Source organism: Microbacterium sp. WHRI 7836, from assembly GCF_040223885.2.
Lineage (GTDB): Bacteria > Actinomycetota > Actinomycetes > Actinomycetales > Microbacteriaceae > Microbacterium > Microbacterium oxydans.
On record NZ_CP168171.1, the window covers coordinates 2,482,720 to 2,504,066 of the forward strand.

Consider the following 21,347-nt stretch of genomic DNA (forward strand, 5'->3'; position numbering starts at 1 on the left):
GCCAGGGGTCTGACTTCAGATAGTGAAATCCTCGTCGGATGACCCGCTGTCCAGCGCATCCGCGCCGAGTTGCAGCGAGAGGCGCCTCGCGGCGACCTGCAGCTTCGACACCAGCTCCCTGTCGACCACATCGCGCTCGGCGTTCAGCGAGATCGCGAGCGACGCGGTGACGCCAGGGGCGATGACGGGCACAGCGAGGCAGGTCGCACCGATGGCGTACTCCTCGTGGTCGACAGCCCACCCCGGCGAGCGCTCCAGCTGTGTGAGCAATGTCCTGCGATCGGTGATCGTGCGCGGGGTGAGCTCGGGCAGCCGATGGCGGGACAGGTAGTCGAGGCGATCCTCTTCCGAGAGGTCGGCGAGGATCTGCTTGCCCAGCGCAGTCGCGTGGGCGCTGGACTGCAGCCCCACCCAGAGCTCGATCCGAGGGTTCCGGACCGCGTCGACGATGTCGACCAGATGCATCTCCCCGTCGTCGAAGCGCGACAGGTAGGCCGTGGCTCCCACCTCCTCGGTCACCTCGCGCAGCGCCGCGCGCACTCGAGCGAGGAACACGCCCCTGGAGCCGATCTGCTGCTGGAACGACGGAAACCGACTGCCGAGCACCACGCCGTCCGGCTCCGACGACAGATACCCCTCATGCACGAGCGTGCGCACCAGGTGGTAGGTCGTCCCCGGCGTCAGTCCGGTGATCGCCGCGAGCATCTTCGGCGGAAGCGGGCGCGGGGAGTTCGCGACGATGTCGACCAGTCGCAGAGCGCGTTGCACCGACCCGATGAGGGTGGGCTCCGCCTCCGCGGCGCTCAACGCTACGCGCCTCCTCCGGATGCACGACCGCCGAGAGCCCGGGCGTCCCGCTGACCGGCAGCGTCCTGACGCAGTTCCTTGGGCAGGGAGAACATCAGATCCTCCTCAGCGGTCTTCACCTCTTCGACATCGCGGTAGCCGGCGTCGCCGATCGCATCGAGCACCTCGCGGACCAGTACCTCGGGCACGGATGCTCCGCTGGTCACACCGACCGTCTCGACGCCGTCGAGCCACTCCTGCTGGATCTCCTCGGCATAGTCGACGCGGTAAGCGGCCTTCGCTCCGTACTCGAGGGCGACCTCGACCAGACGCACGCTGTTGGACGAGTTCGACGAGCCGACCACGATCACGAGGTCTGCCCCGGCGGCGACCTTCTTGATCGCGACCTGACGGTTCTGCGTGGCGTAGCAGATGTCGTCCGACGGCGGATTCTGCAGTTCGGGGAATCGCGTGCGCAACCGGTTGACCGTCTCCATCGTCTCGTCCACCGACAGCGTGGTCTGCGACAGCCAGACGACCTTGTTCGGATCCTTCACCACGACGGTGTCGGCTTCTTCGGGAGAGTTCACGACGGTCACGTGGTCCGGCGCCTCTCCAGCCGTGCCCTCCACCTCTTCGTGCCCGTCGTGACCGATGAGCAGGATCTCGAAGTCGTCGCGCGCGAAGCGCACGGCCTCGCGGTGCACCTTGGTGACCAGAGGACAGGTGGCATCGATCGCGTGGAGTCCCCGATCGGAGGCCGCGTTCACGACCGCGGGTGAGACGCCATGGGCGCTGAAGACGATGTGCGCACCCTCGGGGACCTCGTCGACCTCTTCGACGAAGATCGCACCCTTCTCCTCGAGCTCGGTGACGACGTGGATGTTGTGCACGATCTGCTTGCGCACGTAGACGGGGGCGCCGTAGCGTTCGAGAGCCTTCTCCACCGCGACGACCGCGCGGTCGACACCCGCACAGTAACCGCGCGGGGCGGCGAGCAGAACACGCTTGTGTCCGGCCACCGGGTTATCCTGAAGCCGCCCGGCCGCCGCACGCACTCGTGGGAGGCGGGGCACGGGGAGATGAACGGCAGTCGAAGTCACCCTTGAATTCTACCGTCGCGCAGCTGTGCACGGCCGGGGAGGTTCGAGGGCAGGGAACGGGAGCGGATGACAGTCTTCGAAGCGACGACGGGCCAGGGCGAGACGCCGCCGGCCGACTCGGTCGCACCCCGTGATTCCACCGCAGACGCCCCCACCTCCGTCACCCGCCTCAACGCGACGATCCGCGACTTCATCGCGCGGTGGAACACGGTCTGGGTCGAAGGCGAGATCACCTCGTGGAACGTGCGAGCCGGCAACGTGTTCGCGCGCCTGAAGGACACCAGGTCCGACGCGCAGATCTCCATCCGCGTGTGGTCGAGCGTGCGTGCGCGCATCCCGTCCGACATCGGCGTCGGCGACCATGTGGTCGCCGCGGTCAAGGCCGACTACTTCGTCAAGGCGGGCGACTTCAGCTTCGCCGTCTCCGCGATGAAGCACGTCGGGCTCGGCGATCAGCTGGAACGCCTCGAGAAGCTCCGCGTGCAGCTGCGGCAGGAGGGGCTCTTCGATCCTTCGCGCAAGAAGCGCCTCCCCTTCCTCCCGCACGTGATCGGCCTCATCACGGGCGAGCGCTCGGACGCCGAGAAGGATGTGCATCGCAACGCCGAGCTGCGCTGGCCGCAGGTGCGCTTCCGCACCGAGTACGCCGCCGTGCAGGGGGACCGCTGTGTCCCGGACACCCTCGCCGCGCTCGCTCGGCTCGACGCTGATCCCGAGGTCGACGTGATCATCATCGCCCGCGGCGGCGGCGACCCGCAGACGCTGTTGGGCTTCAGCGACGAGAGGCTCGTGCGAGCGGTCGCCGCGGCATCGACGCCCGTGGTGAGCGCGATCGGGCACGAGAACGACCACCCGCTTCTCGATGACGTCGCCGATCTCCGCGCCTCGACGCCGACCGATGCCGCGAAGCGCGTCGTGCCCGACGTGGGAGAGCAGCGAGCGCTCATCGCGCAACTGCGGTCGCGAGCGACCTCACGGCTCACCCAGCGCCTCACGCACGACATCGCCCAGCTGGAGCAGCTGCGCTCGCGACCGGTGCTGCGCTCGCCCGCACCGATCATCGATGCCCGCGCCCAGGAGACGTGGCTGCTGCTCGGGCGTGGACGGGACGCCGTGAACCGACAGCTCGACGACGCCGGGCGCCGCACGGGAGAACTCCGCGCATCCCTGCGAGCCCTCTCCCCCGCGGCGACCCTGGCTCGCGGCTACGCGATCGCCCACGTCGACGGTGGTGTGATCCTCCGCGATGCCACCGACGCTCCCGCCGGGAGCGGCCTCACGATCACGCTGGATCGTGGATCGCTGGCAGCCCGCTCCGAGGGCGAGATCCCCGAAGGGGACTGAGCAGAGCGTCGGCATCGATCGACGTAAGATGGAGGAGTGAGCGCCCTGAACGACACCCCCGTGGACACGCTGTCGTTCGAGGCGGCCCGTGACGAACTCGTCAAGGTGGTCGCAGAGCTCGAGCAGGGCTCCCCCACACTCGAGCATTCGCTCGCGCTGTGGGAGCGCGGAGAGGCGCTGGCCGCACGCTGCGAGGAGTGGCTGCTGGGAGCGAAGCGGCGTCTTGACGCTGCTCGTGCCGCGGCTTCCGATGCCGACGACGCCGGAGAGTCATGAGCAAGCAGCCCCCCATCATCGCCGAGCTCGGCCGTCCGGAGACACCCGACGAGACCGCCGCCAGGAAGGCAGCGTCGAGCAAGGCGTACCGATCGAGCCAGACGGTGCGGAACCTGGTCGCAGCGCTTCTCGTGACACTCGCCGTGGTCGCCGTCATCATCTTCGCGGTTCCCCGCGGCGCACCCGTCGAGCAGAAGCCCCTCGACGTCGCCGCGGTGGCCGAGGGGGTGGAGTCCTCGATGGACCGCCCCGTCCTCATCCCGGAACTCGGCGACTTCTGGCGCGCGAACGGGGCCGAGATGCAGGGTGGCGCGACCGTCGTCTGGGAGGTCACGCTCGCCCCCAAGTCGGACAAGGAGCGCGGGTTCATCAAGGTGGACCAGGCCTTCGACGCGGATTCGTCCTGGGCTCCGCAGCGCTTGAACGGCATCGCGCCGACCGACACGGTGCGCATCGGCGGGCTCGACTGGGACGTCTACAAGCCGGGTAGCGCGGAGTCGAACGCCAACGTCACCTACGCCATCGGCACGCAGGCCGGCGCCGACTACATCCTGCTCTACGGCTCACGGTCGGCCGATTCCACGGCCGAACTCGCCGAGAGCCTCATCCCGCAGATCCGCACCATCTCGGAGACCCCATGACCCACCCCCTCACCCCCGCCGCCGCCTGGACGCAGATGCAGGACGGCAACCGCCGTTTCGTGCAGGACGAGCCTCGCCACCCGAATCAGGACGTCGCTCGACGCAAGGACCTGACCGCGGCGCAGCACCCGGTCGCCACGCTCTTCGGATGCTCCGACTCCCGCCTGGCCGCCGAGATCATCTTCGACCTCGGACTCGGCGACCTGTTCGTGGTGCGCAACGCCGGGCAGGTCATCGGAGAATCGATCGTCGCGAGCCTGGAATACGCCGTCGCCGTTCTCGAGGTTCCTCTGATCGTGGTGCTGGCGCACGACTCGTGCGGTGCGGTGCGCGCCGCCATCGACGGCACGGCGATCGATGCCGCTCCCCTGCCGCCGCACATCTGGAAGCTGATCGCCCCGATCGTGCCGGCCGCGCGCAAGGTGCTGGCGGAGAGCGGGGGCACCACCGTCGCCGAGATCGACTCGGAGCTGGTCGGCATCGAGCACCTGCGCAACACGGTGAACGATCTGCTGCAGTCGTCCGAGATCATCAGCGATGCCGTCGCGGCTGGTCGCCTCGGCATCGTCGGCGCCAACTACCGTCTGGCCGAGGGCACCGCCGTGCCCGTGATCACGGTCGGCATCGACACCGACGACGACATCCAGGGGATCGACCCCGCAACCAAGGAGGGTTCGGAATGACCGAGCAGGACTACCGCATCGAGCACGACACCATGGGCGAGGTGCGGGTGCCCGTGAATGCGCTCTACGGCGCTCAGACGCAGCGCGCCGTGGAGAACTTCCCGATCTCGGGCAAGGGGCTGGAGTCGACACAGATCGCCGCCCTCGCTCGCATCAAGAAGGCCGCCGCACTCGCCAACAAGGAGCTCGGCACCCTCGACGGCGCCATCGCCGACGCCATCGCCCAGGCCGCCGACCAGGTCGCTTCCGGCGCGCACGACGGTGAGTTCCCGGTCGACACCTACCAGACCGGCTCCGGCACCTCGTCGAACATGAACATGAACGAGGTGCTGGCAACGCTCGCCACGCGCATCCTCGGTTCGACCGTGCACCCCAACGACCACGTCAACGCCTCGCAGTCGTCGAACGACGTGTTCCCGACCTCGGTGCACATCGCGGTCACCCAGGCACTCATCGACACGCTCATCCCCGCACTCGACCACCTCGCCGTCGCTCTCGAGGCGAAGGCTGAGCTGTGGAAGGACGCGGTCAAGTCCGGCCGCACGCACCTCATGGACGCGACGCCCGTCACCCTTGGACAGGAGTTCGGCGGCTACGCGCGTCAGATCCGTCTGGGCATCGAGCGCGTGCAGTCGGCTCTCCCCCGCGTGGCCGAGGTCCCCCTGGGCGGCACCGCCGTCGGCACGGGCATCAACACGCCGCTGGGCTTCCCGCAGAAGGTCATCGCGCTGCTCGCGGCCGAGACCGAGCTGCCCATCACCGAAGCCAAGGACCATTTCGAGGCACAGGCGAACCGCGACGGTCTGGTCGAGGCCTCCGGCGCTCTCCGCACCATCGCGGTGTCGCTGACCAAGATCAACAACGACCTGCGCTGGATGGGGTCGGGCCCCAACACGGGCCTCGGCGAGCTGCACATCCCCGACCTGCAGCCCGGATCCTCGATCATGCCGGGCAAGGTCAACCCCGTCGTGCCCGAGGCCGTGCTCATGGTGTGCGCGCGCGTGATCGGCAACGACGCCACCGTCGCGTGGGCCGGCGCATCCGGTTCCTTCGAACTGAACGTCGCCATCCCGGTCATGGGCACCGCGGTGCTCGAGTCGATCCGTCTGCTGTCGAACGCCTCGCGCGTGCTCGCCGACAAGACTATCGACGGTCTGCAGGCGAACGTCGAGCGGGCGGCGGCCTTCGCGGGCATGAGCCCGTCGATCGTGACGCCGCTGAACAAGCTGATCGGCTACGAGGCGGCGGCGAAGATCGCCAAGCACTCGGTCGCCAAGGGCATCACGGTGCGCGACGCCGTGATCGACCTCGGCTACGTCGAGCGCGGCGAGCTCACCCTCGAGCAGCTGGACGAGAAGCTCGACCTGCTGTCGATGACGCACGCGGGCTGACCCGCCCACGTCGAAGCGGATGCCGCGAGGACTCGATCCTCGCGGCATCCTCTGTCTCCGGGCGCCGCGTCTCGGGTTCTCAGCGCAGACGCATGACCAGCCGACGATTGCATGAGCGTTCGGCGGGACGGCACCTGCATCCGGCATCGCCTCATGCAGGTGCACCAGTTCACGCACGAGCCCGAGCGAGCGCAGCCAGAATCGCTGCTGCGACCACGTCCCACGAGTACACGATCATCGAGTAGTCGAAACGGAGCGTCTCGAAGCCGAGGTCGGATGCGACTGCGTCTCGCATGAGATCGCGATGCCGTTTCGCAGCATCCTCGTGGTTGTCGCGACCGTCGGCCTCGAGGATGACGCGGCCCTCGATCACGAAGTCGACCCGCCCGACCCCGCCGACGGTCACCTGGGTGCGCACAGCCACTCCGATCAGATGGAGCCGCAGCCGCACCAGGGATTCCAAGCCGCTCTCCGCGTCCGGACGTGCGAGGTCGACGAGCCAGCGCGCCGTCGCAGGAAGGGCGGAGCGGACGTGCGCACGCGCCGCAGCAGTCAGCATCCGCTTGTTCCAGGCCGACTCGTACGCGGCGAAGAAGAACTCCTCCCCGTAACAGGCGTATGCGTGTGTCAGCGCGACCTCTATCGGCGCGATGCCGACATCCATGCGTCCGCGGGTGAAGTGAGCGACGCAGCCGCACTGCTTCGGATGATGCCGTCGCCCGCCGAGCCCCATCCAGACATGCACCTCAGCGGGAACCTCCAGCGTCCACACCTCTCGAATCCTCAAGGCGCTCCCGCAAGTGAGGGCTCCCCCGTGGGCCGCTGCTGTGACCACTTCGGTCGCGGCTCCTCGAGATGCGAACACACCAGAACGCACTCGGACGATACGACCGGCCCTGCACTCCGCTCCCAGCCGTGAGCGTGAGCATCCGAAGCCCTGAAGCCGGGTGCCGCGTGCGACCCCTCCCAAGCGTCCGAGGAGCATATTGACGTCGATCATCGTTCGATTCTGGGGGCCCACTCCCGCTCGGCCGGCCCACCTTCACGCCATCGGTGAACACGAGCGCAGAACAGGCCGCTGTGCAGTCCGACTGACCTGCTCCCCCCTCTCACGCGCATGACCATCCGACGATCGCATGACTAGGAACGGCGAATCATCATGCAAGCGGACGGGGTTCATGCAAGCGGACGGTATCCATGCGATCGGGGGCTGCACCGAGACCAAGAAGCGGATGCCGCGAGGACCGAGCCCTCGCGGCATCCGCTGTTTCCGTCGTCAGCTGAGCTCTCCACCCTCCAGGAGCTCGGTGACGAGGGCTGCGATGGCCGAACGCTCCGACCGCGTCAGGGTCACGTGTCCGAAGAGATCATGTCCCTTCAGGGTCTCGATCACGCTGGCGATGCCGTCATGACGACCCACGCGGAGGTTGTCACGCTGACCGACGTCATGGGTGAGGATGACGCGCGAGTTCTGTCCCATGCGGCTCAGCACCGTCAGGAGCACGTTCCTCTCGAGCGACTGGGCCTCGTCGACGATCACGAACGCGTCGTGCAGGGACCTTCCGCGAATGTGGGTGAGCGGGAGCACCTCGAGCAGTCCGCGCTCGACGACCTCCTCGATGACGTTGCCCGACACCACCGAACCCAGCGTGTCGAACACCGCCTGACCCCAGGGCCCCATCTTCTCGCCCTGGTCGCCCGGGAGGTAGCCGAGCTCCTGCCCACCGACCGCGAACAGGGGCCGGAACACGATGATCTTCTTCTGCTGCTGCCGCTCGAGCACCGCTTCGAGTCCTGCGCACAGCGCGAGCGCCGACTTGCCGGTGCCCGCACGCCCGCCGAGCGAGACGATGCCCACCTCCTGGTCGAGGAGCAGATCGATCGCTATGCGCTGCTCCGCGGAGCGGCCGTGCATGCCGAAGATGTCGCGGTCGCCGCGCACGAGCCGGTACTCGCCGTCTCCCGTGACGCGACCGAGCGCCGACCCGCGCTCGGAGTGGATGATCAGGCCGGTGTTCACCGGGAGCCCCCGAGCCTGCTCGCTGATGCCGACCTCGCTCTCGTACAGGTCGCTGATGTCATCACCGGACAGGTCGAGAGTCGAGATCCCGGTCCACCCCGAGTCCACCGCCTGCTCGGCGAGGTACTCCTCGGCGCGCAGACCGAGGGAGGCGGCCTTGACGCGCATCGGCAGGTCCTTCGACACGATCGTGACGTCCTGGCCGTCCTGTGCGAGATGCATGGCGACGGAGAGGATCCGGGTGTCGTTGTCGCTGAGGCGGATGCCCGCGGGAAGCACCGAGGAGTCGGTGTTCGCGAGTTCGACCCGGAGGGTCCCGCCCTCGCCGACCTCGACGGGGAAGTCGAGACGCCCGTGCTCGATGCGCAGATCGTCGAGGTGGCGAAGGGCCTGTCGCGCGAAGTAGCCGATCTCCGGATCGTGGCGTTTGCCCTCGAGCTCCGTGATCACGACGACGGGGAGGACGACCGAGTGCTCGGCGAACCGGAAGAACGCCTGCGGATCGCTCAGCAGCACGGACGTGTCGAGGACATACGTGCGCAGATCCTGATCCGGATCGGCGGAGGATGCTCGTCTCGTCGTCTTACGGGTGGACTGCTGCGCGGTGCTGGTGGCCTGCTGCGCTGTACGTGTGGTCACGACCCACTCCCGACCCGGGGAATCCCGGTAGTTCGAACGAGTCGACCAGGGGGTCACGAGTCGTCAACCTGAGGCCGACCCGACCGGGCGCCTTGCCCGATGCCTAGAACGTACGACTGTGCGGACGATTAACCCGAACTCGACACGCCAGCGATTCGTTACGCGCTGATGAACGTCTCGTTGCCGAACGCACGCAGGGTGTCGTCGAGGAGCTCGAAGCTCGCGGCATCCGTACCTGCGTGGGGAGCGATGCGCACCGCCGCACCCCGCGCCGTCACGACGATCCCGGCGTTCGCGAGCGCGGCGGCCAGGCGCCCGGGTTCCGCCGGAGCGAGAGACACGATGCCGGCACGCTGATGGCGCTCACGCGGGGAGCTCACCTCGATGCCGTGACGGTCGGCGATCTCGATCACGGTGTCGACGTTCTCGACCAACCGTGCCTCGATGGCGGCGACGCCGGCGTCGCGTACGTCCCGCACCCCGATGGCGAGTCGCCCTGCCGCGAGCGTGTCCGGCTGACTGACGGTGAAGGCGCGCGCGGACGGAGCGGGTGCCGGCAGCTCGTCGACGAACAGACCGGGAGACGTCGTACCGGTGATCCCGGACAGCACCGGGGCGATGCGCTCCCGTGCGCGCGGGGAGAACCACCCGAACGCACTGCCGCGGCCGGCGCGCAACCACTTGTAGCCGTGCCCTACCACCACATCCGCCGCAGAGTAGTCGACGTCGATCACCCCGAACGACTGGACGGCATCGACGATGAGCAGCCGATCGGGACCGATCGCCTCGCGGAGAGCGGCGAGATCGGTGCGGAAGCCGGTGCGGAAGTCGACGTGGCTCACAGCGAGTGCGACGACATCGTCGTCGAGGACATCGGTCACCGCATCAGGGGTCACGCGGCCGTCACCGGGCGTGATCCAGCGCGGCGTGACGGCGCACTGCGATGCCGTCGACGCGCGCTCCACCGTCAGGCTCACGCTCGGGAACTCGGCGGTGCTCGCGATCACTCCCCCGGTGAGACCGAACAGCGCGTGCATGAGCCCGTGCGTCGAAGAAGGCTGCAACGTGACGTCGGCCGCATCGGCGTCCAGCAGCTCGGCGACGAGTTCCTGTGCCTGGCCGATGCGCTCTCCGACGAGAGCGAGTGAGGAGGGCCGTCCGCTTGCCAGCAGGTCGGCATCGGCGAAGACCTCTTCCCGGACGGACGGCGACAGCGGCCCGAAGGCGGCCCAGTTCAAGTAGCCGGACTCGTTGTCGAAGGAATCGACATAGTCCTGGAAAGTGCTCACTGCGTCATTGTGGCACGGCTCCGCTCGGACCCGCCGCCGTGTCAGCGCCCGAAGCGCCTGTCCCGATCGGCATAGTCCCGGATCGCACGCAGGAAGTCGACCTGGCGGAGGTCCGGCCCCAGCGCCTCGACGAAGTAGAACTCGCTGTGCGCACTCTGCCAGAGGAGGAAATCGCTCAGCCGCTGCTCTCCACTGGTGCGGATCACGAGATCGGGGTCGGGCTGTCCCCCGGTGTACAGGTGCTCGCCGATCATCTCGGGCGTGAGGTGGGCTGCGAGGTCTTCGAGCGTGCCGCCTGACGCCTCGTGCTTCGCGATGATGCTCCGTACCGCATCGACGATCTCGTTGCGCCCGCCGTACCCGACCGCGAGGTTCACGTGCAGCCCGGTGTGATCCTTCGTGCGCTGCTCCGCGTCGGAGAGCACTCGCGCGAGCTCGGCGGGGAGGATGTCGGAGCGGCCGACGTGCTTCACCCGCCAGTTCCCCTCCAGGGACAGCGCCTCCGCCAGCTCCGCGATGATCTCGATGAGGTCGGCGAGCTCCGCGGAATCCCGCTTCCTCAGATTGTCGCTCGAGAGGAGGTAGAGCGAGACGACCCGCACACCGAGCTCGTCGCACCACTCCAGGAACTCGCGCATCTTCGCCGCACCCGCCCGGTGTCCCTCCGCGGGCGTGTCCAGCCCGAGCTGACGGGCCCAACGGCGATTGCCGTCGATCATCATCGCGACGTGGTGCGGCACACGAGCCGGATCGAGGTGACGACGCAGCCGACTCGTGTAGAGCCGGTACAGCGGCCCGCGTACCGGGCTCTCGCGTGGAATCACCCACCTACGCTACCGTGCCGCGGCCGTCCGCACCGTGTGGGAACGCTGGATATATGTGCCGTGAGCGGTATGCGGGGCCGCCTAGAGTGAGCACGTGAGCACTCCCGAGCACTCCGGTCCCGACGTCCCTCAGCTGCCCCTTCTGGACGCAGCCGCCGCGGATGCGGCCACCGACGTGAAACCGACCTGGCGAGGGTGGATCCACGCCGGCACCTTCCCGGTCGCCGTGGTCGCCGGAATCGTCCTGATCGTCGTGGCCGAGGGAGCCGCGGCGAAGTGGGCCTCCGCTGTGTTCATGCTCACGTCGCTGCTCCTCTTCGGCAACTCCGCGCTCTACCACCGCATCGACTGGAGTCCGAAGGTGAAGGTGATGCTCAAGCGCATCGACCACGCCAACATCCTGCTGCTCATCGCCGGTACCTATACGCCTCTGGCCGTGCTGGCGCTGCCACCGCAGAAGGGCATCCTGCTGCTCTGCCTGGTGTGGGGCGGCACCCTCGTCGGCATCCTCTTCCGCGTCTTCTGGATCAATGCGCCGCGTTGGCTCTACGTGGCCCTCTACCTGCTGCTGGGCTGGGCCGCCGTGATGTACATCGTCGATCTGATGAACGCGAACGCCGCGATGATGGTGCTGGTGATCGTCGGCGGTCTGCTCTACACGGGCGGCGCGATCGTCTACGCGCTCAAGAAGCCGAACCCCTGGCCGGGCCATTTCGGGTTCCACGAGATCTTCCACGTGTGCACGGTTCTCGCGTTCCTGTGCCACTGGACGGCGTGCCTGCTGATCGCGCTGGCGCCGCTTTCTCCCTCGCTGGGTGCGCCGTGACGCACGGTCAGCGCGTGGGCGAGTCGTCTCCGGGAGCGTCGGGCCGGTCCGAGGTCGACGGCTCCGCTCCGGGGGCGGCCGTGCCGTCGGTGTGACGCGCCGCCTCTTCGGCATCCAGCTCGTCGCGCACCTCTTCGCGGTAGCGGACACGGCGGATACGACGGTTCATGTCCCAGATCAAGAGGATGACCGCGATCACGACCACGACGATCGCGGCGAAGCCCACGAACCCCGGGGTGACCGACACCGGATCGACGGTCATGCTCGGCGTCGGCATCGGGGTCTCGGACAGAGAGAACATGAATCGGCCTTTCGTACGCAGGTCGCATAACCTGGTAACACCAGCCTAACGACCGGAAGACTCCCCTGTGACGACCGCACGAGACCTCGACGAACGCTATGGCCGAACCCGACGGCGGCGCACGCCCTGGATCGTCGGCGGCGCGGTCGCCGTGATCCTGCTCGGCGCGTTCGGCTGGATGACCGTCGCTCAGTCGATGGCGTCCGTCGACGCCGACGATCTGGGCTTCGAACTCGTCGACGAGCACTCGGTGAACATCACCTTCCAGGTCACCGGAGTGCAGGGCAAGAACGTCGTGTGCGCCGTCGAAGCGCTGGACGAGGAGTTCGGCGTCGTCGGCTGGAAGATCGTCGAGATCGAAGCAGGAGATAGCCACTCGCAGGCGCGTTCGGTCACCATCCCGACCGTCGCGGAAGCCACGACAGGTTTGGTGAACGCCTGCTGGGTCGCCTAGACTCGTGCCAGACAGACGACGCCCCGGCACCGTGCCGGGGCGTCTTGGCATATCCCCCGCAGCATGCCGGAGGGATCCCGAAAGAAGGAGCTTCGTCATGTCCACCGATGCTCAGGTTCCCTTCCTCACGCAGGAAGCGTACGACCGGCTCGTCGCCGAGCTGGAGCACCTGTCCACTGTCGGCCGCGACGAGATCGCCAAGCGCATCGAGGCGGCCCGCGAAGAGGGCGACCTCAAGGAGAACGGCGGGTACCACGCCGCGAAGGACGAGCAGGGCAAGCAGGAGGCCCGCATCCGCACTCTGGAGGGTCTGCTCAAGACCGCCAAGGTGGGCGAGGCTCCCGCCAGCCGCGGGATCGTCGAGCCCGGAACCGTCGTCACGGCCCTCGTCGCCGGCGGCGAAGAGGTCTTCCTCCTCGGCAGCCGCGAGATCGCCGCAGGCAGCGACCTCGACGTGTACAGCGAGGCCAGCCCCCTCGGCCAGGCCATCCTCGGCCTCAAGGTCGGCGAGAAGTCGTCCTACGAGGCTCCCAACGGTCGCGACATCAGCGTCGAGATCGTGAACGTCGAGACCTACACCGGCTGAGACGCCATACGGAAGCGCCCCCTCCTCCGCTCGGACGAGGGGGCGCTTCCGTATGCGCGATCGGTCGTGCTCAATCCGGGACGAGGATCGGCTCGAAGCCGGCCAGACGCAGAGTGTCGAGCGTGTGCTCGGAGTGCTCGGGACCGCGGGTCTCGACGCTGAGTTCGAGGATCACCTCGCTGATCTGCAGCCCGTGTCCGTGACGTGTGTGCATGGCCTCGATCACGTTCGCTCCGGCCTCCGCGATCAGCTCGGACACGCGGGCGAGCTGGCCGGGCCGGTCGGGCAGCGGGATGCGGATCGTGAGGTATCGACCGGACGCGGCGAGTCCGTGCGAGACGACCCGCTGCAGCAGGAGCGGGTCGATGTTCCCACCTGACAGCACGGCCATGGTGGTCCCCGTCGCGGTGACCTTGCCGGCGAGGATGGCTGCGACGCCCGCGGCGCCCGCGGGCTCGACCACGACCTTCGCCTGCTCGAGGAGGATGAGGATGGCTCGCGCCAGATCATCGTCGGAGACCGTGACCACCTCGTCGACGAGGTCCTTGATGATGTCGAACGGGATCGCACCGGGGCGCGCGACCAGGATGCCGTCGGCGATGGTCGGCCTCGTTACGATGTCGACGGGCTCTCCCGCCTCGAGCGATGGCGGCACGGCGGCGGCGTTCTCCGCCTGCACGCCGATGATCCTGACCGAGCGTCCGAGCTCGGCGGCACGGGCCTTGACAGCTGCGGCGACCCCGGCGATGAGACCTCCACCGCCGATGCCGAGCACGACGGTGTCGACCTCGGGCGCATCCTCCAGGAGCTCGAGCCCGAGCGTGCCCTGCCCGATCACGACGTCGCGGTGATCGAACGGGTGGATCAGCACCGCGCCGGTGCGCTCGGAGAACTCGGCGGCGAGACGCAGCGATGTCGCCACCGTCTCCCCCTCCAGCACCACTTCCGCTCCGTAGCCGCGAGTGGCGAGCAGCTTCGGCACCGGCACACCCAGGGGCATGAAGATCGTCGCGGGGATCCCGAGCGCTTGGGCGGCGAGGGCAACCCCCTGGGCATGGTTGCCGGCGGAGGCCGCGACCACTCCCCTGGCGCGCTCCTCGGCGCTCAGCTTGGACAGCCGGTAGGCCGCCCCGCGGATCTTGAAGGAGCCCGTGCGCTGGAGATTCTCCATCTTGAGCAGGACGGGTGCCCCGAGGATGTCGGAGAGGGCCCGCGACGGCAGCGATGGAGTGTGCGAGATCACCTCAGCCAGACTCTGAGCGGCGTGCTCGAACTCGGTCAGGCTGGGGACTGCGCTCATCGATTCCTCCGTCTCCGCTCGCGCGGAACTGTGCTCCAGATCAGATCTCCGCTCGGTCCGACGCCGGTGCGCCAGGAACCCGAGCTGATGGTCACGGCGGCGACGTTGACGAACGCCGCCAACGGGACCGCGAACAGGGCGCCGGGGATTCCGGCGATCATCGCTCCTCCGGCCACGACGAGCACGACGGCGAGCGGGTGCACCTTGACCGCGGAACCCATCATGATCGGCTGCAGGATGTGTCCCTCGATCTGCTGGACCGCCAGCACCACGACGAGCATCCACAGAGCGATCCACGGCCCGTTGTAGACGAGGGCGAGGAAGACGGCGACCGCGCCGGTCACCACGGCACCGACGATCGGGATGAAGGAGCCCAGGAACACGAGAACCGCCACAGGGAGCGCGAGCGGAACCTGCAGCAGGAAGGCGCCGAGGCCGATGCCGATCGCATCGATGGTGGCCACGAAAAGCTGCGTGCGCGCGTAGTTGACGATCGTCGTCCAACCGTTGCGGGCGGCGCCGTCGACGGCCGGACGGGCGCGACGCGGGAAGATCTTGAGGGTCCAGCGCCAGATCCCGGCTCCATCGGCCAGCAGGCAGATGAGGATGAAGAGTGCGAGCAGGGCGCCCGTGGCGACGTGGCCGACGGTCGTGCCGATCGCGAGTGCGCCCGTCCAGAGCACCTGTGCCTGCTCGCTGATGAGGTCGAGACCCTGCTGGAGGTAGTCGGCGATCTGGGTGTCCGAGAGATTCAGCGGCCCGTCGTGCAGCCACACCTGGAACTGATCGAACGCCTCGGTCGACCGCTCCTGCACGTCGGGAAGCTGTGCGCGCACCTGCCAGACGACGAGCCACATCAGCCCGGTGACGATGGCGGCCGTCCCGATGAGCGAGATGGCGATCGCCAGCCATCGCGGGAGGCCGCGTCGCAGCATCCACGAGAACGCGGGCCACAGCAGCGCCGTGATGAGGATGCCGACCATGAGGGGGATGACCAGGAGCTTGAGCAGCATCACGAGCCAGATGAAGACGCCGATCGCAGCGGCGATGATCAGCAGCCGCCAGGCGTAGCTCGCGGTGATCCGCAACGGCAGGGGCACGGTCTCGTCGGCCTCGGTCGTCACGGTGCGGTCGGTGGAGACCGGGCGCGGACGGAAGAGATCACGCAGCCGGGGTCGCTGGTCGTCGCTCATCGCCCAAGTCTAAGGTCATGCCGTATGCCCTCGAACGCATCTTTCCGAGCGCGGAGCGATGTCGGCGCGCGGCGCTACCCTGGCGAGGTGACAGACACCCTCAGCTCGACCCAGGCACGTCGCATCGCGCTGGCCGCTCAGGGATTCACCCGAGCACGACCGGCGACGGTCGCGGGGCGGCACGTGCACCGGGTCATGGACCGGCTCGGAGTCCTGCAGATCGACTCCGTGAACGTGTTCGCGCGATCGCACTACCTCCCGCTGTTCTCACGGCTCGGCGCGTACGACCCCGCGCTGCTCGACCGCATCTTCCTCTCCCGCACGACGCACTACGTCGAGTACCTCGCCCACGAGGCCACTTTCATCCCTGTCGAGGACTGGCCGTTGTGGCGCTTCCGCATGGACGACTTCCGCCGACGCTGGGCGGGCGAGGACTCGTGGATGAGCAGCAACGCCCGCACCGTGCAGTGGGTGACGGACGAGCTGCGTGCGCGCGGTCCGCTGCGACCGGCCGACCTCCGCGAAGACGCACCGCGGGAGCGCGGCACCTGGTGGGACTGGGACGATGTGAAACTCGCGCTCGAGCACCTGTGGCGCACCGGTGACGTCGCGATCAGCGGGCGTCGCGGATTCGAGCGCACGTACGCGCTGGCGGAGCATGTCATTCCCGACACCATCCGCTCACGGGAGGTGTCCCGCGCCGAGTCCATCCTCGAGCTGAGCCGGCGCGCGGCGCGATCGAGTGGCGTCGCCACACAGTCGGATCTCGCCGACTACTACCGCATTCGCGACCGCGCCGCAGTCGCCCGCTCGATCGCCCAGCTCGTGGATTCGGGTGAGCTGATCCCGGTGAAGGTGCGGGGTTGGGAACGTGGCGGGCGCCCGCTCCCCGCCTGGCGGCATCAGGATGCGGTGCTGCCGCGCAGAGTGGATACGGCGGCGATCCTGACGCCGTTCGACCCTGTGGTGTGGTTCCGGGACCGGGCCCTCCGTGCATTCGACCTCGACTATCGCATCGAGATCTACGTGCCGGCCGAGAAGCGGCGATTCGGCTACTACTCCCTGCCTGTGCTCGTCGGCGACCGCATCGTCGCACGGGTGGACCTCAAGGCCGATCGGACCACATCGACTCTGCAGGTGCAATCCGCGTGGTGGGAGCCGCAGGCGCGTCCCGGCGACGCGGAGCCGATCGCTCGGGAACTCGCACTCGCCGCCGCCTGGCAGGGTCTGGAGCACATCTCGGTGTCCGGTTGGGGTGACGCCACGGCGGCGCTTCACACCGCCCTGGCCGCGGGCACGGGAACAGGTCCGGCCGTGCGCCGCCATCTGCATCCCCGAGAGAGTCCCGCATGAACAAGGAGTCCCGCAGGAGCAGAGTGCGGCGGCGCTGGGTGATCAGCGGCGCCGCGGTCGTCGTCGTCCTCCTCGCCGCGGGGGTGTGGATCTGGCAATCCTCCGCGCGGTCGACCACCCCGGAGGAAGCGGCACTCGAGTACCTGCAAGCCCTGGAGTCCGGCGATGCCGACACCGTGCGGGCCACCGGGATCGTGGTCACGGAGGCCGCACTCGACGCCTTCGACGCCGCGAGCGCGCTGGTGCGAGACGCCGAGGTCACGCGCGTGCGACACAGCAACGGCAGCACGTCGGCGGCGGCGGAGGTGTCGTTCGAGCTCGATGGAGATGCCCACGACGCAGTGCTCGCGCTCGACATGGTCGACGGCCGCTGGCGTGTCGACTCCTCGGGGCTCGGCAGGGTGACCCTCGACTCGACCATCGGTGCTTCCGTCGCGATCGGCACCACCGCTGTCCCCACGGGCGAAGCGGTCGCTCTCCTCCCCGCGCTGTACACGGTCTCTGCGATGCCGGCGACGCTGCTCGAAGGCGAGAGCGCTGTGACGGTCATGCCTGCCGTCGAGGTCACGACCGTGGTCGATGCCACGCTGCGCCCGGAGGCGACGGCGGTCGCCCAAGACCACGTGGACGACATCGTCGAAGCGTGCACCGTCCCCGGGACCGACACGCCGGACGGTTGCGGACTGCGCATCCCCTGGGGAACGGAGTTCCGTGATGTCGACGGGTTCCGCTACCGGGTCGAGGAGGCTCCCGCCGTCACTCTCACCCCGGCAGGCTTCACCGCGGACGGCGGGGTGCTGGTCGTCACCGTGACGGGGACCGGCGCAGACGGCGCCGGACGGACGACGACGTACCGCACGGACTCCTGGACGCTTCGCGGCGACGTGTCCTTCACCGCCGACGACCTCGTGCTCTCACCGTGGTGACGAACGCCGTCGCCGAACCGTGCGTCAGAAGTGCACGCGTCAGAACTGCACGCGCGGAGGCTCCGAGATGGCGCTGCTGTCGGCGACCTCGAAGAACTCGCGCTCGGTGAACCCCAGCCCCTTGGCGAACAGGTTGTTGGGGAAGACCTTGATCTTGGTGTTGAGCTCGCGCACGCCGCCGTTGTAGAACCGGCGCGCCGCCTGGATCTTGTCCTCGGTGTCGACCAGGGCCTGCTGCACCTGGAGGAAGTTGGTGCTCGCCTGCAGCTGCGGATACGCCTCAGCGACCGCGAACAGGCTGCGCAGAGCCTGCTGCAGGTGCCCCTCGGCGATACCGGCTTCTCCGGGCCCTCCCGCCGACAGCGTCTCGGCACGCGCACGGGTGACGTTCTCGAAGACCGCCTTCTCGTGCGAGGCGTAGCCCTTCACCGTCTCGATGAGGTTGGGGATGAGGTCGGCTCGTCGCTTGAGCTGCACGGTGATGCCGCTCCACGCCTCGTCGACGCGCACATTCAGCTGCACCAGCGAGTTGTACGTGGCCCACAGATAGATGCCGACGAGCAGGATCACTCCGACAACGATCAGTACCGGCACGAGCCATTCCATCAGAGGCCCACCCTTCCTCGTGTTTCTCTCATCCTAGACGCGCAGCCTGCACGTGGACTGGGCGTACGCGGCGTCCGCCGCCGTCGATTCAGCTGCCGAGCACCCGTTCGAGATAGCGGTTGCCGAACCGACGTTCCGGGTCGAGCCGGTCGCGCAGTGCGATGAAGTCGTCGAAGCGCGGATACCGCTCCCGGAGCGTCTCCGCGGTCAGCGTGTGGAGCTTGCCCCAGTGCGGACGTCCGCCGAACCCGTGCATGATCTCCTCCACCGCTCCGAAGTACTCCGTGGGGTCGGCTCGCCAGTATCGATGCACGGCGATGTACGCACTGTCGCGCCCGTGAGCGGTGGAGAGCCAGCGATCGTCGGCTGCGGCGAAACGCACTTCGATCGGGAACTCGATCCGCCACCCGCGCCGGTCGATGAGAGCCCTGACTGCCTGGAACGCCGCCACGACGTTCTCGGCCGGGATCGCATACTCCATCTCCCGGAAGCGCACGGTCCGGCTCTGGATGAGCACGCGGTGCGACAGCTCGGTGTACTCGCGATCGCCGGTGAGCTTGACCGCGAGCCGGCTGAACGATGGCGTGATCGCCGGGACGACCTGGCCGGCTGCGCACACGACGCGGTAGACGCCGTTCGAGAGCACCGTCTCGTCGATCCATCGCCCGACCACAGGGAGCGGCTTGCGGACCGTCGCTTCCGGGAGACGCGCCTGGCGCTTCGTCAGGGCGACGTCGGTGTGCGGGAACCAGTAGAACTCGAAGTGGTCGGATGAGGCGACGCGCTCGTCGAGGGTGGCGAGCACTTCGTCCAGGGCGACCGGCTCGTCGATGGCGTGCATCACGAACGCGGGCACGCATTGCAGCGTCACCTCGACGATGATGCCGAGGGCGCCGAGTCCCAGTGCCACCGCAGGCAGGAGCTCGCTCTCGTGCTCCTCGTCGATCCGCAGGAACTCGCCAGCGGCGGTGACCATCGTGACGCCGACGACCTGGGTGGCGAGGCCGCCGTATCCGGCTCCCGTACCGTGGGTGCCTGTGGAGATCGCTCCGGCGATGGACTGGCGATCGATGTCGCCGAGGTTCTCCATCGCGAGCCCGTACGGCGCCAGGAGCCCGGGGATGCGGTGCAGCCGCGTTCCGGCGAGCAGAGTCACCCGGCCGGTCTCGGCGTCGGCGGAGACGAGGCCCTGCAGGTCGTCGAGCTCGAGCAGCACACCAGGAGCGATGGCGATGCCGGTGAAGCTGTGACCGGCCCCCACCGCCTTCACGGGCAGTCCGTGCTTGACCGCGGCGATCACCGCGCGCTGCACGCCCTCCGGGCTGCGCGGCCGCTCCACGCGCACCGGACGCACGGACGCCGAGCGACCCCAGTTCTGCCAGGTGCCGCCGATTCTCGTCACAGGAAGGCCTTTCCCTCGCCGCGGTATGTCGGCAGCTCGTCGACGATCTCGTCGCCCGAGATCAGGTGATAGCTCTCGATGCGCTCTGCCGGCTCACCGCTCTTGGCATGGCGGAACCAGACACGGTCTCCCACGCCGAGCGACGCGGCCGCCGGCCCCTGCAGCGGCGTCTGCACCTCGCCGGCGGCTTCGCGGGAGAGGGTGTGGAGACCCTCGGGCCACACAGCACGCGGCTGCCGGGAAGCCACAGCGGGGCCGGAGGCGATCCACCCGCCTCCGAGCACCGTGGCGATGTCGGCGGCGGGGCGGCGCACCACATCGAACGCGAATGCGGAGGCGGGCGCGGGACGGAACGACCGGTAGCCGTCGAAGAGGTGTCCGCCGAGCAGCCCGCTGCCCGCGCTCGCCTCGGTGAGGGACTCGTCGCTGCCCGTGAACTCGAGCGATCCCGTTCCCCCGCCGTTGAGGATCTCCAGGGCTGCCACGGACCCGACTGCGGCGACGATCTCGGCTCGACGCTCACGCAGCTCGTTGCGCGAGCGCGCCTGCACCATGCGGATGAGCGGCGCATCGGGACCGGCGTCGTCGCCCTGACCGGCGATCTGCGCGTCGTACATCTGCAATCCGACGAGGCGGAACCCTGGGCGGGCGACCACCTTTCGGGCGAAGGCGGCGACCTCGCCCGCGCTGAACAGAGCAGAGCGGCGCACTCCGATGTGGCCGAGGATCGAGGACCGCCAGGAGGCATCCACGTCGATGGCGACGCGGAGCTCGGGGCGCGACCGGGGACCCGCGACGCTGTCGATCAGATCGAGGTGCACGAGGTCGTCGACCATCAGCGTGATACGCCGCGCGGCCTGCTCGTCGGCGAAGAGCCGCGCCAGTCCCGCGCGATCCACGGTCGGGTAGCCCAGCATGATGTCGTCGTGGGTCTCGGCGAGCCAGAGCGCCTCTTCGAGCGTGAAGGCGAGGATGCCGCGGAACCCCGGCAGCTTCAGCACGGCGTCGAGCACGGAGCGCACCCGCACGGACTTCGAGGCGACGCGGATCGGGAGTCCACCGGCCCGCACCAGAAGGTCCATCGCGTTGTAGCGGAGCGCCTCGCGGTCGATCACCGCCACCGGTGCCGGGAGGTGTCCTGTCGCCGCGGACAGGCGCGGCCAGTAACGGGCCGGGTCCTCCCACTCAGGGGCGACCGCGGAGGCACCGTGGACGGGGCTCAGTTCATCGATGAGGTCGAGCACTCCCCCACCCTAAGGCCTCGCGGACTCCGGTTCACCCCTGACGGCACGGCGTCGCAGTCGAGCGCGGCGATAGTCTGACCGGGAGGCCCCCGTAGCCCAATGGCAGAGGCAGGCGACTTAAAATCGCTTCAGTCTGGGTTCGAGTCCCAGCGGGGGCACC

Annotated in this window: 22 protein-coding genes and 1 tRNA gene; 11 read left to right on the forward strand and 12 right to left on the reverse strand. The window is 68.6% G+C overall.

The window, feature by feature from the left end; translation table 11 throughout:
• Window positions 1-15: 15 nt before the first annotated feature.
• Window positions 16-807, reverse strand: coding sequence for an IclR family transcriptional regulator (locus ABRP18_RS11895; RefSeq protein ID WP_349884708.1), 792 nt, complete (start codon window positions 805-807; stop codon window positions 16-18).
• Between the two features lie 2 nt (window positions 808-809).
• Window positions 810-1,862 (reverse strand): 4-hydroxy-3-methylbut-2-enyl diphosphate reductase, encoded by a 1,053-nt coding sequence (locus ABRP18_RS11900; protein ID WP_374168981.1) that lies wholly within the window; start codon window positions 1,860-1,862, stop codon window positions 810-812.
• 93 nt (window positions 1,863-1,955) lie between these two features.
• On the opposite strand from ABRP18_RS11900, the gene xseA reads away from it, so the two are divergent.
• Genes xseA through ABRP18_RS11925 form a run of 5 tightly spaced genes read left to right on the forward strand, consistent with a single transcriptional unit; the run spans window position 1,956 to window position 6,224 of the window.
• Window positions 1,956-3,233 (forward strand): exodeoxyribonuclease VII large subunit, encoded by a 1,278-nt coding sequence (gene xseA, locus ABRP18_RS11905; protein ID WP_349884709.1) that lies wholly within the window; start codon window positions 1,956-1,958, stop codon window positions 3,231-3,233.
• A 36-nt stretch (window positions 3,234-3,269) separates the two neighbouring features.
• Window positions 3,270-3,509, forward strand: a complete 240-nt coding sequence (locus ABRP18_RS11910; RefSeq protein WP_046749620.1) for an exodeoxyribonuclease VII small subunit — start codon at window positions 3,270-3,272, stop codon at window positions 3,507-3,509.
• The gene (locus ABRP18_RS11915; protein WP_046749621.1) at window positions 3,506-4,150 is read left to right on the forward strand and encodes a DUF4245 family protein; all 645 of its coding nucleotides are present in this window, start codon (window positions 3,506-3,508) and stop codon (window positions 4,148-4,150) included. Before ABRP18_RS11910 ends, ABRP18_RS11915 begins: the two co-directional genes overlap by 4 nt.
• A complete protein-coding gene (locus tag ABRP18_RS11920; RefSeq protein ID WP_141369185.1) occupies window positions 4,147-4,833 on the forward strand; it encodes a carbonic anhydrase in 687 nt (228 codons plus the stop codon). The genes ABRP18_RS11915 and ABRP18_RS11920 overlap by 4 nt, the downstream gene beginning before the upstream one ends.
• On the forward strand, window positions 4,830-6,224 hold the full coding sequence (locus tag ABRP18_RS11925) for an aspartate ammonia-lyase (protein WP_046749623.1): 1,395 nt from the start codon (window positions 4,830-4,832) through the stop codon (window positions 6,222-6,224). The genes ABRP18_RS11920 and ABRP18_RS11925 overlap by 4 nt, the downstream gene beginning before the upstream one ends.
• Before the next feature lie 169 nt (window positions 6,225-6,393).
• On the opposite strand, the gene ABRP18_RS11930 is transcribed toward ABRP18_RS11925, so the two are convergent.
• From ABRP18_RS11930 to ABRP18_RS11945, 4 genes are all read right to left on the reverse strand, one after another.
• Window positions 6,394-6,996 carry an endonuclease domain-containing protein gene (locus ABRP18_RS11930; protein WP_052748833.1) on the reverse strand — a complete coding sequence of 201 codons (603 nt, stop codon included), beginning with the start codon at window positions 6,994-6,996 and terminating at the stop codon, window positions 6,394-6,396.
• A 504-nt stretch (window positions 6,997-7,500) separates the two neighbouring features.
• Window positions 7,501-8,883 carry a PhoH family protein gene (locus ABRP18_RS11935; RefSeq protein ID WP_046749845.1) on the reverse strand — a complete coding sequence of 461 codons (1,383 nt, stop codon included), beginning with the start codon at window positions 8,881-8,883 and terminating at the stop codon, window positions 7,501-7,503.
• A gap of 158 nt (window positions 8,884-9,041) precedes the next feature.
• A complete protein-coding gene (locus ABRP18_RS11940) occupies window positions 9,042-10,172 on the reverse strand; it encodes an aminotransferase class V-fold PLP-dependent enzyme (protein WP_113681660.1) in 1,131 nt (376 codons plus the stop codon).
• 41 nt (window positions 10,173-10,213) lie between these two features.
• Window positions 10,214-10,993 carry an isoprenyl transferase gene (locus ABRP18_RS11945; protein ID WP_046749846.1) on the reverse strand — a complete coding sequence of 260 codons (780 nt, stop codon included), beginning with the start codon at window positions 10,991-10,993 and terminating at the stop codon, window positions 10,214-10,216.
• A gap of 97 nt (window positions 10,994-11,090) precedes the next feature.
• On the opposite strand from ABRP18_RS11945, the gene ABRP18_RS11950 reads away from it, so the two are divergent.
• Entirely contained in the window at window positions 11,091-11,822 is a 732-nt protein-coding gene (locus tag ABRP18_RS11950) for a hemolysin III family protein (RefSeq protein ID WP_113681659.1), read from the forward strand.
• Between the two features lie 7 nt (window positions 11,823-11,829).
• Here the strand turns inward: ABRP18_RS11950 and ABRP18_RS11955 are convergent, their stop codons facing one another.
• Window positions 11,830-12,123 carry a hypothetical protein gene (locus ABRP18_RS11955; protein WP_113681658.1) on the reverse strand — a complete coding sequence of 98 codons (294 nt, stop codon included), beginning with the start codon at window positions 12,121-12,123 and terminating at the stop codon, window positions 11,830-11,832.
• A 67-nt stretch (window positions 12,124-12,190) separates the two neighbouring features.
• On the opposite strand from ABRP18_RS11955, the gene ABRP18_RS11960 reads away from it, so the two are divergent.
• A complete protein-coding gene (locus ABRP18_RS11960) occupies window positions 12,191-12,577 on the forward strand; it encodes a DUF4307 domain-containing protein (RefSeq protein WP_046749627.1) in 387 nt (128 codons plus the stop codon).
• A 97-nt stretch (window positions 12,578-12,674) separates the two neighbouring features.
• The gene (gene greA, locus ABRP18_RS11965; protein ID WP_045262727.1) at window positions 12,675-13,163 is read left to right on the forward strand and encodes a transcription elongation factor GreA; all 489 of its coding nucleotides are present in this window, start codon (window positions 12,675-12,677) and stop codon (window positions 13,161-13,163) included.
• Between the two features lie 70 nt (window positions 13,164-13,233).
• On the opposite strand, the gene ilvA is transcribed toward greA, so the two are convergent.
• The gene (gene ilvA / locus ABRP18_RS11970; protein ID WP_046749628.1) at window positions 13,234-14,463 is read right to left on the reverse strand and encodes a threonine ammonia-lyase; all 1,230 of its coding nucleotides are present in this window, start codon (window positions 14,461-14,463) and stop codon (window positions 13,234-13,236) included.
• On the reverse strand, window positions 14,460-15,656 hold the full coding sequence (locus ABRP18_RS11975) for an AI-2E family transporter (RefSeq protein WP_046749629.1): 1,197 nt from the start codon (window positions 15,654-15,656) through the stop codon (window positions 14,460-14,462). Before ABRP18_RS11975 ends, ilvA begins: the two co-directional genes overlap by 4 nt.
• 87 nt (window positions 15,657-15,743) lie before the next feature.
• Here ABRP18_RS11975 and ABRP18_RS11980 point away from each other — a divergent pair, with 87 nt between their 5' ends.
• Together ABRP18_RS11980 and ABRP18_RS11985 are read left to right on the forward strand one after the other, a co-directional pair.
• A complete protein-coding gene (locus tag ABRP18_RS11980) occupies window positions 15,744-17,009 on the forward strand; it encodes a winged helix-turn-helix domain-containing protein (RefSeq protein WP_113681685.1) in 1,266 nt (421 codons plus the stop codon).
• Entirely contained in the window at window positions 17,006-17,935 is a 930-nt protein-coding gene (locus ABRP18_RS11985) for a hypothetical protein (RefSeq protein WP_349884710.1), read from the forward strand. The genes ABRP18_RS11980 and ABRP18_RS11985 overlap by 4 nt, the downstream gene beginning before the upstream one ends.
• Window positions 17,936-17,974: 39 nt before the next feature.
• Here ABRP18_RS11985 and ABRP18_RS11990 read toward each other — a convergent pair whose 3' ends face one another.
• The 3 genes from ABRP18_RS11990 to ABRP18_RS12000 form a co-directional block, all read right to left on the reverse strand.
• The gene (locus ABRP18_RS11990; protein ID WP_046749632.1) at window positions 17,975-18,541 is read right to left on the reverse strand and encodes a LemA family protein; all 567 of its coding nucleotides are present in this window, start codon (window positions 18,539-18,541) and stop codon (window positions 17,975-17,977) included.
• 88 nt (window positions 18,542-18,629) lie between these two features.
• Complete coding sequence (locus ABRP18_RS11995; protein ID WP_179515901.1) at window positions 18,630-19,943, reverse strand: D-arabinono-1,4-lactone oxidase; 1,314 nt, start codon at window positions 19,941-19,943, stop codon at window positions 18,630-18,632.
• Complete coding sequence (locus tag ABRP18_RS12000) at window positions 19,940-21,187, reverse strand: alanine racemase (RefSeq protein ID WP_113681656.1); 1,248 nt, start codon at window positions 21,185-21,187, stop codon at window positions 19,940-19,942. Before ABRP18_RS12000 ends, ABRP18_RS11995 begins: the two co-directional genes overlap by 4 nt.
• Window positions 21,188-21,272: 85 nt before the next feature.
• Between ABRP18_RS12000 and ABRP18_RS12005 the strand changes: the two genes are divergently transcribed.
• A tRNA-Leu gene (locus ABRP18_RS12005) sits at window positions 21,273-21,345 on the forward strand.
• Window positions 21,346-21,347: the final 2 nt, after the last annotated feature.

Coding starts and splice junctions, on each gene's coding strand:
- ABRP18_RS11915 (WP_046749621.1), top strand. CDS start 3,506: ATGAGCAAGCAGCCCCCCATCATCGCCGAGCTCGGCCGTCCGGAGACA.
- ABRP18_RS11985 (WP_349884710.1), top strand. CDS start 17,006: ATGAACAAGGAGTCCCGCAGGAGCAGAGTGCGGCGGCGCTGGGTGATC.
- xseA (WP_349884709.1), top strand. CDS start 1,956: ATGACAGTCTTCGAAGCGACGACGGGCCAGGGCGAGACGCCGCCGGCC.
- ilvA (WP_046749628.1), bottom strand. CDS start 14,463: ATGAGCGCAGTCCCCAGCCTGACCGAGTTCGAGCACGCCGCTCAGAGT.
- greA (WP_045262727.1), top strand. CDS start 12,675: ATGTCCACCGATGCTCAGGTTCCCTTCCTCACGCAGGAAGCGTACGAC.
- ABRP18_RS11925 (WP_046749623.1), top strand. CDS start 4,830: ATGACCGAGCAGGACTACCGCATCGAGCACGACACCATGGGCGAGGTG.
- ABRP18_RS11975 (WP_046749629.1), bottom strand. CDS start 15,656: ATGAGCGACGACCAGCGACCCCGGCTGCGTGATCTCTTCCGTCCGCGC.
- ABRP18_RS11990 (WP_046749632.1), bottom strand. CDS start 18,541: ATGGAATGGCTCGTGCCGGTACTGATCGTTGTCGGAGTGATCCTGCTC.
- ABRP18_RS11955 (WP_113681658.1), bottom strand. CDS start 12,123: ATGTTCTCTCTGTCCGAGACCCCGATGCCGACGCCGAGCATGACCGTC.
- ABRP18_RS11920 (WP_141369185.1), top strand. CDS start 4,147: ATGACCCACCCCCTCACCCCCGCCGCCGCCTGGACGCAGATGCAGGAC.